The sequence below is a fragment of the Stenotrophomonas sp. STEN054 genome (assembly GCF_056854535.1).
Map to the genome: position 1 here is coordinate 1 of NZ_JBXFWG010000074.1, position 12,354 is coordinate 12,354.

At 68.8% G+C, this 12,354-nt stretch carries 12 protein-coding genes; all 12 read right to left on the bottom strand.

Translation table 11 applies throughout. The features are described 5' to 3' along the window. Positions 1-122: 122 nt before the first annotated feature. The 12 genes from pcaC to AC1VXD_RS18780 all read right to left on the bottom strand — a co-directional run bounded on the left by pcaC (position 123) and on the right by AC1VXD_RS18780 (position 11,948). Positions 123-509, bottom strand: coding sequence for a 4-carboxymuconolactone decarboxylase (pcaC, locus tag AC1VXD_RS18725; protein ID WP_108768600.1), 387 nt, complete (start codon positions 507-509; stop codon positions 123-125). A gap of 22 nt (positions 510-531) precedes the next feature. Beyond that, positions 532-1,317 carry a 3-oxoadipate enol-lactonase gene (gene pcaD, locus AC1VXD_RS18730; RefSeq protein WP_482993316.1) on the bottom strand — a complete coding sequence of 262 codons (786 nt, stop codon included), beginning with the start codon at positions 1,315-1,317 and terminating at the stop codon, positions 532-534. Between the two features lie 41 nt (positions 1,318-1,358). Continuing rightward, positions 1,359-2,702: a 3-carboxy-cis,cis-muconate cycloisomerase gene (locus tag AC1VXD_RS18735; protein ID WP_482993317.1), complete on the bottom strand. Its 1,344-nt coding sequence runs from the start codon at positions 2,700-2,702 to the stop codon at positions 1,359-1,361. 90 nt (positions 2,703-2,792) lie between these two features. Next, complete coding sequence (gene pcaG / locus AC1VXD_RS18740; RefSeq protein WP_482993318.1) at positions 2,793-3,356, bottom strand: protocatechuate 3,4-dioxygenase subunit alpha; 564 nt, start codon at positions 3,354-3,356, stop codon at positions 2,793-2,795. Between the two features lie 4 nt (positions 3,357-3,360). Further along, positions 3,361-4,071, bottom strand: coding sequence for a protocatechuate 3,4-dioxygenase subunit beta (gene pcaH / locus AC1VXD_RS18745; RefSeq protein ID WP_482993319.1), 711 nt, complete (start codon positions 4,069-4,071; stop codon positions 3,361-3,363). 69 nt (positions 4,072-4,140) lie between these two features. Then, positions 4,141-5,355, bottom strand: coding sequence for a 3-oxoadipyl-CoA thiolase (gene pcaF / locus AC1VXD_RS18750; protein WP_482993320.1), 1,215 nt, complete (start codon positions 5,353-5,355; stop codon positions 4,141-4,143). Position 5,356: 1 nt separating this feature from the next. Beyond that, complete coding sequence (locus AC1VXD_RS18755; protein ID WP_482993321.1) at positions 5,357-6,004, bottom strand: 3-oxoacid CoA-transferase subunit B; 648 nt, start codon at positions 6,002-6,004, stop codon at positions 5,357-5,359. Continuing rightward, a complete protein-coding gene (locus tag AC1VXD_RS18760; protein WP_482993322.1) occupies positions 6,001-6,681 on the bottom strand; it encodes a 3-oxoacid CoA-transferase subunit A in 681 nt (226 codons plus the stop codon). Before AC1VXD_RS18760 ends, AC1VXD_RS18755 begins: the two co-directional genes overlap by 4 nt. Positions 6,682-6,852: 171 nt before the next feature. Then, entirely contained in the window at positions 6,853-8,172 is a 1,320-nt protein-coding gene (locus tag AC1VXD_RS18765) for an MFS transporter (protein ID WP_482993323.1), read from the bottom strand. A 53-nt stretch (positions 8,173-8,225) separates the two neighbouring features. Continuing rightward, positions 8,226-9,077 carry a type I 3-dehydroquinate dehydratase gene (gene aroD, locus AC1VXD_RS18770; protein WP_482993324.1) on the bottom strand — a complete coding sequence of 284 codons (852 nt, stop codon included), beginning with the start codon at positions 9,075-9,077 and terminating at the stop codon, positions 8,226-8,228. Between the two features lie 35 nt (positions 9,078-9,112). Then, positions 9,113-10,414, bottom strand: a complete 1,302-nt coding sequence (locus AC1VXD_RS18775) for a carbohydrate porin (RefSeq protein WP_482993325.1) — start codon at positions 10,412-10,414, stop codon at positions 9,113-9,115. A 22-nt stretch (positions 10,415-10,436) separates the two neighbouring features. Beyond that, a complete protein-coding gene (locus tag AC1VXD_RS18780; protein ID WP_482993326.1) occupies positions 10,437-11,948 on the bottom strand; it encodes a right-handed parallel beta-helix repeat-containing protein in 1,512 nt (503 codons plus the stop codon). Between the last annotated feature and the right edge of the window lie 406 nt (positions 11,949-12,354).

Here is a 12,354-nt window from a genome sequence, read left to right on the forward strand (position 1 = left end):
CCGGCCCCCCCCGCCCGGGCGGGGGGTTGCTGGCCTCGATCGCGCCCGCCCCGGCGGCGCCGCCGCGGGGCCCCCGGGGCGCGGGGGGCGCCCCGGCGGGCCCCCCCCCGGCGGATTCCGTATCAACGTTCCGAGGCCTGCTCTTCCAGAATCGGCTTGGCCAGCGCGAACGCGTGGTTGGCCGCCGGCACGCCGCAGTAGATCGCCGCCTGCAGCAGCACTTCCTTGATCTCCTCCGGCGTCACCCCGTTGTTTCGGGCGGCGCGGATGTGCAGCTTGAATTCCTCGTCATGGCCCAGCGCCACCATCATCACGATGGTCAGCAGCGAGCGCGTATGCCGCGGTAGTCCCTCGCGGGTCCACACCGTGCCCCACGCCGTGCGGGTGATGAAGTCCTGGAATTCAGTAGTGAACTCGGTGCGTGCCTGCAGCGAGCGGTCGACGTGCGCCTCGCCCAGCACCTGGCGGCGTACCGCAAGGCCGGCTTCGTAGCGTTCCTGTTCGTCCATCGTCTTGACCCTGTTGAGTGATTCAGTGCGGCGCGGAAAGGTGCGCGGCCAGTGCGGCAGTGAACGCCTGCGGCGATTCCATGTTGCAGATGTGGCGGCCTGCCACAGCGGCATGTCGCCCCTGCGCGACGCCCTCAGCGATGGCCTGCAGCTCGGCCGGCACGCAGACCGGATCGTCATCACCGGCAATGGCCAGCAGCGGCACGCCGATGCGGCCCAGCACATCACGGAAGTCGGCCGTGCCCACCGCATTGCAGCAGCCGGCGTAGCCTTCGACGCTGGTGGCGAGGAAGCGCTGCAGGATATCTTCCACCTGGCTGGCGTGGGTCTGTGCGAAGCCGGCGGTGAACCATCGCTCGCGGGTGCCCTCCACCAGCGGCAGCAGACCCTCGTGCTGGACCTGGGCGATGCGCGCCTGCCAGCCGTCCAGCGTGCCGATCTTCGTTGCGGTGGCGGCCACGGTGAGCGTGCGCAGGCGGTTGCCGGCATGCACGCCCAGCCACTGCCCGGTCAGGCCCCCGATCGACAGGCCACAGAAGTGGCTGCGCTCGATGCCGAGGTGATCCCACAGGGCCAGCACGTCGGCGCCCAGCTCGGCAACGGTGTACAGCCCCGGCGGCGCACTGGACTGACCATGGCCACGACGGTCGTAGCGCAGGATGCGGTACTGCGAGGCCAGTGCATCCACCTGCGGCTGCCACATGCCCAGATCGGTACCGAGCGAGTTGCAGAAGGTCAGCCACGGGCCATCGGCGCGGCCTTCAATATGGTAATGCAGGCGATGCTGCGGAAGGTCGAGGAAGGGCATGGCGGCTCCAGTTGTGCGTGCTCCAGCGTTGAACGTTGGGATCAGCCGCGCGCGAGCACGCGGTCGATCCAGGTATCGGCCATGCCGCGCCAGCTGTCGGCGGCGAACAGGGCATCCAGTTGTGCAGGTGACAGCTGCGCGGTGACCTCCGGCGTCTGCGCCAGCACCTCGCGCAGGTGCAGCGACTTCGCCAGCGCCTGTTTGGCCGCCTGTTCCACCAGCGCATGTGCGGCCGGCTTGCCGATGCGCTCACCCAGGGTGACCGCCACGGCTTCGGCGTAGAGCAGGCCACCATGGCTGTCCAGGTGCTGGCGCATGCGCTCGCGATCCAGCTGCAGCCCCTGCACCACCACGGTGACCTGGGCGAGGCTGCCGGCGCACAGGCGCACGATCTCCGGCACCGTGTCCCACTCGGCATGCCATTGCCCGGCTGCGCGCTCGTGCGGCTGCGGCATCGCGCTGAACAGCGTTGACAGCAGGCCCGGCACGCGCGTGGCCGCGGCGATGGCGGCCACGCAGCCGACCGGGTTGCGCTTGTGCGGCATCGCCGAGGAACCGCCTTTGCCATCGCCCGCTGGCTCGAAAGCTTCAGCCACCTCCGACTGCATCAGCAGCACGATGTCGGTGGCGATTTTGCCCAGACTGCCGGTCAGCAAAGCGAACACGCTGCCGTACTCAGCGATGCGGTCACGCGCGGCATGCCAAGGCAGCGCCGGCAACGGCAGCTGCAGCTCGGCGGCGAGGGCTTCGGCCACGTCCAGCCCGCGCGTCTGCAGCGAAGCCAGCGTACCGGCGGCACCGCCGAACTGCAGGACCAGCGTGTCGTCGGCCAGCGCGTCGAGGCGCCGCTGGCTGCGCTGCAGGGCATCGAGCCAACCGGCGGCCTTCAGGCCGAAGGTGACCGGCACCGCCTGCTGCAGCAGCGTGCGCCCGGGCAGGCCGGTGCCGCGCTCGGCCTCGGCCAGACGCACCAGTGCGGTACACAGCCGTTGCAGGCGCGCCTGCACGTGGCTGACCGCCGCGCGCAGCTGCAGCATCGCGCCGCTGTCGATGATGTCCTGGCTGGTCGCGCCCCAGTGCACCCAGCGGGCGGCCTCGGCATCACTGGCCCTGACCTGTGCGGTGAGTGCCTTGACCAGCGGAATGGCCGGATTCCCAGCGAGTGCGGTCACCTCCGACAACGCGGGAATCGCATACAGATCGGCGCTGCAGGCCGCTTCGATCGGGGCCAGCGCAGCGGCGGGGATCACCCCGCACTGCACCTGCGCGCGCGCAAGGGCGCGTTCGACATCCAGCATCGCCTGCAGGCGTGCTTCATCACTGAACACGGCATCGACGACTGGGTCGCCGAACAGACCGCCCAGCAGCGTTGGGGAGTGGCTCATCGGTGCAGTCCATCCTGGGTGGCCACAGCTTACCCGCGCCTGCTGCACGCGGGCGTGGAGTGGCCGGAAGGCGCGTTGGCCGCGCCGCGATCAATAAGCGAAGAACACGGTCTCGTCCGGGCCCTGCATGCGCACGTCCCAGTGGTACAGGCCCCTGCCCTGCGCCTGCGCGACCAGGGTGTGGCGGCGCTCGGCGGGCACCAGCGCGAGGATGCCGTCCTCGCCGTTGCTGGCTTCATCACTGAAATAGATGCGGCCACGGGTGGCCTGCAGCAGGCCGCGCATGAACACCAGCACCACCAGGTGCGGTGCCTGCGGCTCGCCACGCAGGCCCGGCACGCGACCCGGCCTGACGGTGGTGAAGGCAAAGCGGCCCTGGTCGTCAGTGGGCACACGGCCCCAGCCATCGAAGGCCGGATCGTGGTCATCACGGCGCGGGTCTTCGCCATGGGCGTAGATGCCCTGCGCGTCGGCCTGCCAGATTTCCAGCACGGCATCGGATACCGGCGTGCCGTTGCCATCGAATACCTGGCCCTGCACTTCGATGCGATCACCCTGCGCGGTGGCCGGGGCGATTTCGGTGCGGTACAGCGGTTCCAGGCCCAGGCGATAGTACGGGCCCACGGTCTGCCACGGAGTGGATTGGAAACTCATGGTCTTACTCCCAGACGGTCATCTTGCGACCGCGCAGCACGATGTCGAAGCGGTAGCCGAGTGCGAATTCGTTGGCGGTGTTTTCCCAGTCGAACGAGGACACCATGCGCTCGCGCGCCTTGGCGTCGTCCACGCAGTTGTAGATCGGGTCGAACGCCAGCAGCGGGTCGTTGGGGAAGTACATCTGCGTGACCAGGCGCTGGCCGATGCCATCGCCATGCAGCGAGAAATGAATGTGCGCCGGGCGCCAGGCGTTGTAGTGGTTGCGCCACGGGTACGCGCCCGGCTTGATGGTGGTGAACCGGTAGCGGCCTTCACTGTCGGTCAGCACCTGGCCGGTGCCCTTGAAGTTCGGGTCCAGCGGCGCATCGTGCTGGTCGCCCTTGTGCAGGTAGCGGCCGGCGGCGTTGCACTGCCAGACCTCGACCACGGTGTTGCGCACCGGGCGGCCGTTCTCGTCCAGCACGCGGCCGCTGACGATGATGCGCTCGCCCTGCGGCTGGCCGGGGAAACCGGCGGTCAGGTCGGCGGCATGCTCGCCCAGGGTGATGCGGCTGATGCTCGGGCCGGTCACTTCCGAGAGCGTCACCGGGATGGCAATCGGGTCGGTACCCGGGCCACGCAGCGCGGTGGAGGCATACGGCAGATGGATGCGCGGCGGCTGGCTGCCGGGGTAAGGCTTGCGGTAGGCGCGCAGTTCGGTGGGATCGCTCATGGCGTACTCCTGTTGGCGAGCGGCCCGAAGGCCGCGGCTGTCTTGCAGATCATGGACATGGGGGAAGGCTTACACGCGCTCGATGGCCAGCGCCACGCCCTGCCCCACACCGATGCACATCGTCGCCAGGCCGCGGCGGCCGCCGCTGGCTTCCAGCTGGCGCAGCAGGGTCAGCGCCAGGCGCGCCCCGCTCATGCCCAGCGGGTGGCCCAGGGCGATGGCGCCCCCGTTGGGGTTCACGTGCGCGGCATCGTCGGCCAGGCCGAGCTGGCGCATGCAGGCCAGGCCCTGCGAGGCGAACGCCTCATTCAGTTCGATGGCATCGAAATCGGTGATGGACAGGCCCAGCCGCGCCATCAGCTTCTGGCTGGCGGGCACCGGGCCCATGCCCATGATCGACGGCTCGACGCCGGCGCTGGTGAAGCCCAGGATGTGCGCGCGCGGGGTCAGCCCCAGCGCCTTCACCTGCGCGCCCGACGCGAGCAGCAGTGCGGCGGCACCATCGTTGATGCCCGAGGCATTGCCCGCGGTGACCGTGCCCGGCTGGCGGAACAGCGGCTTCAGCTTGGCCAGGGCCTCGGCGGTGGTATCGCCGCGCGGGTGTTCATCGCGGTCGACCGAAACGGTCTCCCCACGCTTGCGGCCCGGCACGTCCACCGCCACGATCTCGCCGTCGAAGAAACCGCGCGCCTGCGCGGCGGCCGTGCGCTGCTGGCTGCGCAGGGCGAACGCATCCTGGTCCTCGCGGCTGATGCCGTAGCGCTCGGCCACGTTCTCGGCGGTCTGGCCCATGGTCTCCACGCCGTGCAGTTCGCGCAGGCGCGGGTTGATGAAGCGCCAGCCCATGGTGGTGTCTTCGATCTGCTGGTCGCGGGCGAACGGCGAAGTCGCCTTGCCCATCACGAAGGGCGCGCGCGACATCGATTCAACGCCACCGGCAATGGCCAGGCCCAGCTCGCCAGCGGCGATGCCACGGGCCACGGTGCCGATCGCATCCAGGCCGGAACCACACAGGCGGTTGATCGTGCTGCCCGGCACCGTCACCGGCAGGCCGGCCAGCAGCAGGCTCATGCGGGCGACGTTGCGGTTGTCTTCGCCGGCCTGGTTGGCACAGCCGAGGTAGACATCCTCGACCAGCGCCGGGTTCAGCTGCGGGTGGCGCGCCAGCAGCGCCTTCAGCGGGATCGCACCGAGGTCGTCGGCGCGCACGCCGGACAGCGCGCCGCCGTAACGGCCGATCGGGGTGCGGATGCCATCGACGATGTAGGTTTCGTGCAGGCTCATCTCAGACTCCCTCGGCCAGTGCCAGCGGCAGGCCGGTCAGTTCGCGCAGTTGTTCGATGTCCATGCCCTCGACCATCTCCAGCACGGTCGCGCCGTCGGCGCCGAGGTCGAACACCGCCACATCGGTATACACGCGCGACACGCAGCGCAAGCCGGTCAGCGGGTAGCTGCATTCGGCCACCAGTTTGCTTTCACCCTTCTTGGTGAACAGATCCATCATCACGAAGACCTGCTTGGCACCGATGGCCAGGTCCATCGCGCCGCCCACGGCGGGAATCGCGTCGGGCGCGCCGGTGCTCCAGTTGGCCAGATCACCGTGTGCCGACACCTGGAAGGCACCGAGCACGCAGATGTCGAGATGGCCTCCGCGCATCATCGCGAACGAATCGGCATGGTGGAAGTAGCAGCCACCGGTGAGCAGCGTGACCGGCTGCTTGCCGGCGTTGATCAGGTCCGGATCTTCCTGGCCGGGGGCCGGCGCCGGGCCCATGCCGAGCAGGCCGTTTTCCGACTGCAGGAAGATCTCCTTGTCGGCCGGCAGGAAGTTGGCCACCGTGGTCGGCAGGCCGATGCCCAGGTTGACGTAGGCGCCTTCGGGAATGTCGCGCGCCACGCGCGCCGCCATCTGTTCGCGGCTGAGCCTGTTCATGCCTGCACTCCTTCTGCGGCCACCGGCACCACGCGCTGCACGAAGATGCCCGGGGTCACCACGGCCTCCGGGTCCAGTTCGCCCAGGGCCACCACCTCGCGCACCTGCACGATGGCGCAGCGTGCGGCCATCGCCATCAGCGGGCCGAAGTTGCGCGCGGTCTTGCGGTACACCAGGTTGCCCCAGCGATCGCCACGGTCGGCCTTGATCAGCGCGAAGTCGGCATGCAGCGGGTATTCGAGCACGTAGTGGCGGCCATCGATCTCGCGCGTTTCCTTGCCCTGCGCCAGCTCGGTGCCGTAGCCGGTGGGGGTGAAGATCGCGCCCAGGCCGGAACCGGCCGCGTGGATGCGCGCGGCCAGGTTGCCCTGCGGCACCAGCTCCAGCTCGATCTCACCCGCGCGGTAGGCCGCATCGAAGTGCTGCGAATCGGCCTGGCGCGGGAAGGAGCAGACGATGCGGCGCACGCGCTTGTGCCTGATCAGCGCCGCCAGGCCGGTATCGCCGTTGCCGGCGTTGTTGTTGATGATGGTCAGCTCGCGCGCGCCCTGTGCGATGAGCGCATCGATCAGCTCATCGGGCATGCCGGCGGTACCAAAGCCGCCGATCATCACGGTGGCGCCATCATGGATATCGGCCACCGCTGCTTCCACGCTGGCCACGGTCTTGTCGATCACTGCATTGCTCCTTGCCCTGCCTGCCGGCGGTCATCGCCGCCACGCTGCAGGGCCACTGCGAAGGGAAAACACGACCCGGACATGGTCGCCACGGCACCCCGCCCGGTCAATGCGATATTCGGCCGCCTGATTCGATAATCGCACATTGAGTGAACTGCATCGGCCATCGGTTCAACGCCGGTTCTGGCCGACGCCCACGCGCAGGCCGAGGCACGCCCACGCCGCCACCAGCAGCGGCAAGGCGCACAGCACGTACAGCGCGGAGGGCTGCCAGTGGCCATCGACCAGCACGCCCACGGTCAGCGGCGAGAGGATCGCGCCGACGCGGCCGATGCCGATCGCCCAGCCCAGGCCGGTGGTGCGGACTTCGGCGGCGAACACCACCGGCGCTGCCGCGTAGAGGCCGGCCATCGCCGCGAACAGCGCCGCACCGATGACGAAGGCCAACGGGAAGGCCACGCCCAGCTGCGTGTTGAACGCCGCAAAGCCCAGCATCGACACCATCGCCAGCAGCAGTGCGCCCGCGGTCAGCTTCGAGAGCGACCAGCGCGAGGCCAACCAGCCGAACAGGCTGCCGCCGACGATGCCGCCCAGGTTCAGCAGCACGCCACCGGTGATGCCCTGCTGCGCCGACACACCGGCCGAGACCAGCAGCTTCGGCGTCCAGCTCAGCACGAAATAGAACGCGAACATGTGCAGGAAGAACGCCAGCGCGATCAGCAGCGCGACGCGGCGCAGGTCACCCACGAACAGCGCCGCATAGCCCCGGCGCTGGCCATCACGCACCGGTGCCGGCGGCAGCGCCTGCAGTTCCGGCATGCGCATGCGCGACAGCAGCGCATTGAGCCGCAGCAGCGCGTTGGCCGGGCGACGCGCGACCAGGAAATCCAGCGATTCCGGCAGGCACTTCTGCACCAGCGGAATGCACAGCAGCGACGCACCTGCACCGATCAGGAACACGCTGTGCCAGGACCAGTGTTCCAGCATCCACGCCGCCAGCAGGCCGCCGGCGGTGGCACCGATCGGATAGCCGGTGGCCTGCAGCGCGACCGCCGTGCTGCGCCACTTGGCGTTGGCGTACTCGGCGGTGATCACGCCGACACCGGCCAGCATGCCGCCGATGCCGATGCCGGTGTACACGCGCAGCGCGCCCAGCTGCCAGGCGTTGGCGGCCAGCGCCGACAGCGCCATGCCGCTGGTCAGGATCAGCAGGCAGCAGACGATCATCGGCCGCCGGCCCCAGCGGTCCGCCAGTGGCGCCAGCAGGAACGAACCCAGCGCCATGCCGATCAGACCGGCACTGAGCATCAGCCCCAGTACCTTGCCCGACAGTTCCCAGTCTGCCGACACGTGCGGCGCGGTGAAGGCCATGACCATCACATCGAAGCCATCGAGCATGTTCAACAGCACGCAGATGGCGATGGCGGTCCACTGGAAGGGACTCATCCGTTCAAGGACAAGCGGCGGTGCAGCGGCGGAGGCGTGGCTCATGATGCGGTTTCCTGCTACAGCGTGGTGCGGTGGAACGTCCGGCGGGGAAGGTCTCAGTGACCGGTTTGGCTGGATGCATGGATGACCTGCAGGACGTCCTGCAGGCGATCGACCTCGACCTGGCCCGGCGCCGACGGGGTGCCGATCATGCCGAAGGTCAGGGCCTGGCCGAAGGTCTCCCCGGCCAGGCGAGAAACCACGCCGGTGCCGCCCATCGACATGGTCAGCAGCGGCTTGTCGCTCTGCTGGCGCACCTGCCAGGTGGCATCGAGCAGCGCCAGCACGTCGCCGGCATCACGCGGCATCACCGCGATCTTCAGCACGTCGGCGCCGAGGGCCTGCTGCTTCAGCAGGCGCGCGACGATCTCCTCGCGCGGCGGCGTGGCATGGAAGTCATGGTTGGACATCACCACCTTGACCCCGGCCTTGTGCGCCTGTGCCACCAGCGACTGCACGACCTTCGGATCGCGGAACATCTCCACGTCGATCAGCTGGGCGACGCCGCCGCGCAGCAGCGTGGCGTACAGCGCACCGTAGTCGGCATCGCTGATCGGCTTGGCACCGCCTTCGGCCTTGGTGCGGAAGGTGACGATGACTGGCTTGCCGCCCAGCGTGGCCTGGATGCGCTTGCCCAGCGCGACCAGTGCCTTGCCATCGGTGGCGATGTCCAGGTAGTCGATGCGCCACTCGGCGATGTCGGTGGATTTGCTGGCGGCAATCCCAGCGGCCTGCTGCAGGGCGACCCCAGCGGTGGCGCCGGTGATCGGCACGATGGTGCGGGGGCTGCCCTCGCCGATGCGCAGCTGGCCGACCTGCAGCACCGCCGGCGGCGGTGCGGCCAGGACCAGCAGGGGGGAGGCGCTGAGCGCACCGGCGAGGACAACGGAAGCGAACGGGAATCTCATGGCGGTCACCAGAGCATGGAGGGAGCGCGCGGCCATCAGAAGGTCACCTTGGCCTGGACACCGACGGCCCAGGCGTTGTCCGTGCCGCTGTAATTGAACGTGCCCGGGTTGACGATGTACTGCACGTCCGGGCGGATCATCAGCCACGGGTTCACCTGGACGCTGTAGGACAGTTCGAACAGCTCCTCGGCCTGGCTGAGGTTGTACAGCGGCGAATCGCTGGGCACGCCACCGCTCATCAGCGTGGCCCGGCGCGCATCGACCAGGCGGTCGTTGATGTCGGCGCCGACGTAGCCCAGCGCGATGCTGTCCTGCGCGCGCGAGCCGATGCCCTGGTAGACGCCACCCAGCGCGTACCAGCGCTTGATCTGCGCGGTATCGGTGTCGGACACCATGTACTGCGCGAAGGCGGTGAGGCCACGGCTCGGGTCGGCTGATTCCTGGGTCAGGCGCTGCTCGGCCAGCACGTAGGCGCCGTGGCGGCCGGTGGTCGGCGAGGGGTCCAGGCCGCGCTTGTCCACGCGCGAGGTGTCGTAGTAACCACCGAACTTGTAGACGCCGGCATGGCGGCTGCCCTTGGCCGGGGTCCAGGTCACTTCCACCGGGAACAGCGAACCGGTGGTGCCCGAGACGAACGGACGGAACGCATTGCGCTCGATGTTGCCGCCCAGGTTCGGATTGACCTGGAACCAGCCGGTGCGCACGTTCACCGCTGGGCTGACCTGCTGCGCCAACTCGCCGCCCCAGCGTGCCATCGGGTAGTTGTACCAGCCGCTGTTGCCGGACATCGCCAGCGGGTGCGCGCAGAAGGCGGCGTTGACGAAGTGGGTCAGCAGGCTGTGCAGGCCGAACTGGTTGCCCATCGCGTAGTAACCCAGCTTGTAGTACGACTGGCCTGCGTTGAAGGTCTGGTCGTAGCTCAGCTCGGTCAGGCGCGTGTACTGGCCGCCGTACGCTTCCTGGATCGGAAAGCGGTTGCCGACGAAGTCCACCGAGGTACTGCGGCCGCGACGGTCGTTGAGGGTGAAGTGGAACGCACCGCCGTCCCAGCCGGCCAGCTTGCCCATGTCCAGGTCCATGCCCACGCGCACCTGCTGTGCATAGCGCGTGCCGGTCTCGCCGTAGCCACCATCGACCACGCCCATGGCCTCGCCCACGTAATCGCCGCGGAAGGCAATGCCACGCTCGAGCAGGTCGGTACGGGTGCCACCCCAGTCGCCGGTGAGCGTCTTGCCTTCGTAACGGTTGCTGGACTGCGCGCTTGCCAGGGCCGGCAGCAGCGCGGTAGCCAGGATGCCCAGGGACAGGCCCAGTGACGGGGATTTCGCAGGATTCATGATTACGGTCTCGTGGAGGTGATCAGCGCAGCGACAGCGGTGCGCTCAGGGGGGAGGTGGCGCCCTGCGCCGAGGTGACCGTGGCGGTCAGGCTGCCGGCAGCGGCAGCATCTGCCCCGGCACCGAGCGGGAAGGTGAAGCTGCCCTGCCCCTGCGCATCGGTGCGGGCTTCGACGCTGCCCAGCACCAGCTCGGCCTCGCTGCCGTTGGCGGCGCGGTTGCCGAACACTTCCACCTGGTAGCGGGAATCCGGCACACCGTGGAAACGACCGTTGAGCTTGCGCTGCGCGCCCTTGCCCTGCATGGCGGTCAGCTGCGGCGCGGTCTGGCCGAGGTTGGGCAGCGGCTGGCAGTCGGCCTGGCCGGCAGCAGTGCAGATGCGCGCACGCCTGGACGGATCGTTGTCGACGCCACGGCCGCGCGAGCCGACGAAGCTGGCGTGCTCCAGACCTGGCACACCGAACACGATGGCACCGCGCGGCTGGCCCTTCACGCAGGCACCGCCCGCCTCGCAGCGCTCGATCGGCAGGCCGTTGCCGTAGATGCGGTTGTCAGTGAAGCGGTTCGGCGCACTGACCGGCTGCGGGCGCACGCCGATGCCGATGCCATTGCCGGTGATGGTGTTGCCGTCGACCACGTTGCCGCTGCCGGTGATGCTCAGGCCAAGCGAATTGCCGGTGAAGGTGTTGGCGGCGATGTAGTTGCGGTTGCCCCAGTTGATCTGCAGGCCATCGGAATAATCGACGAAGCGGTTATGGATCACGCTGTTGTCGTTGCCCCACAGGATCTCGATGCCCTGCGAGGGCTCCGGGTTGGCGCGGGTGGACTGGAACAGGTTGTCGGCCACTAGGTTCCAGGCCGCGCCACGGGTCAGCTCCAGGCCGTCGCCGTTGTCGAGGAATTCATTGCGCACGATGCGGTTGTGCACGGTGGTGGTGGCGGTGGACTGGCCCTTGCCGTCGTCACCGGTGAGCATGATGCCGGCGCCGCCCTTGTTGGCGACGATGCGGTTGTCATGGATCTCGTTGTGGCTGGAACGGTTGACCAGCACGCCGATGCAGAAGTTGCGGATCTCCAGGCCGGCCAGCTCCACGCCCTGGGTATCGCGCAGAACCAGGCCCGGCAGCGTGGTGGTGCGCACGTTGGTGCCGGACTGGCCGGGTTCGGCGCCCGGGCAGGCATCGGTGCCGGTGCCGGTGACGTAGGCCGAGCCGTCGATGGCGACGTACTGGCCATCGCGCGCCCAGGACGTGCCGATGATCTGCACCGGGCCCTTGATCTCCGGCAGCGGCGCGGTCGGCTTGATGACGTAGGGCGCGGCGCCGACGGCGTCAATCTCGATGCGGTAGCGGCCCGGCGCGGCGTTGGCGGTGGTGATGGCCCAGCGCAGCGAGCCGGCATTGGCATCGTCGGCATAGCGGTCCACGCGCAGGACCTGCGGGGCTTCCCGCGGCGGTTCGGCCTGGTAGGCCAGCGCCAGCGACGGCAGCACGGCAAGCAGGGGCAGGGAAACAACGGACAGACGACGGCGCATGCGATCACTCCGCACAGGTGAAGGGAATCCGGCGGTCTTCCCCTGCACCTGGCTTCAGCACCGGACCGGCTGCTGCCCTCGCCCCGCCAGGGGTGGATCGCTTGGACTGCTGTGAAACTGTGGGAGTGAAATTAGGTTTATCGCACTGCACCATTCAAGTGCGGTAATCGACTGCGTGTGCGAATATCGCACTGCGTGGGTAATACCATCGTTGTAGGGGGTGTCGGCAGGGCTGCCGCCCTGCACCTGCTCAATGCAACGGCAACGGCAAGAGCAACGGCCAAGGCAAGAGCGGCATTCCGTGGGATGGCGGGGCACTGTGGGTTCGCGGGGACGCCGTAAACCCGTCCATGGGGGCTTGGTCGCCGCATCCATGCGGCTCACACCCCGCGAGCCCACAGTGCCC

Bases quoted from the DNA above. Each gene is read 5' to 3' on its own strand.
- pcaC (WP_108768600.1), bottom strand. From the start codon at position 509: ATGGACGAACAGGAACGCTACGAAGCCGGCCTTGCGGTACGCCGCCAG.
- pcaD (WP_482993316.1), bottom strand. From the start codon at position 1,317: ATGCCCTTCCTCGACCTTCCGCAGCATCGCCTGCATTACCATATTGAA.
- AC1VXD_RS18735 (WP_482993317.1), bottom strand. From the start codon at position 2,702: ATGAGCCACTCCCCAACGCTGCTGGGCGGTCTGTTCGGCGACCCAGTC.
- pcaG (WP_482993318.1), bottom strand. From the start codon at position 3,356: ATGAGTTTCCAATCCACTCCGTGGCAGACCGTGGGCCCGTACTATCGC.
- pcaH (WP_482993319.1), bottom strand. From the start codon at position 4,071: ATGAGCGATCCCACCGAACTGCGCGCCTACCGCAAGCCTTACCCCGGC.
- pcaF (WP_482993320.1), bottom strand. From the start codon at position 5,355: ATGAGCCTGCACGAAACCTACATCGTCGATGGCATCCGCACCCCGATC.
- AC1VXD_RS18755 (WP_482993321.1), bottom strand. From the start codon at position 6,004: ATGAACAGGCTCAGCCGCGAACAGATGGCGGCGCGCGTGGCGCGCGAC.
- AC1VXD_RS18765 (WP_482993323.1), bottom strand. From the start codon at position 8,172: ATGAGCCACGCCTCCGCCGCTGCACCGCCGCTTGTCCTTGAACGGATG.
- aroD (WP_482993324.1), bottom strand. From the start codon at position 9,077: ATGAGATTCCCGTTCGCTTCCGTTGTCCTCGCCGGTGCGCTCAGCGCC.
- AC1VXD_RS18775 (WP_482993325.1), bottom strand. From the start codon at position 10,414: ATGAATCCTGCGAAATCCCCGTCACTGGGCCTGTCCCTGGGCATCCTG.
- AC1VXD_RS18780 (WP_482993326.1), bottom strand. From the start codon at position 11,948: ATGCGCCGTCGTCTGTCCGTTGTTTCCCTGCCCCTGCTTGCCGTGCTG.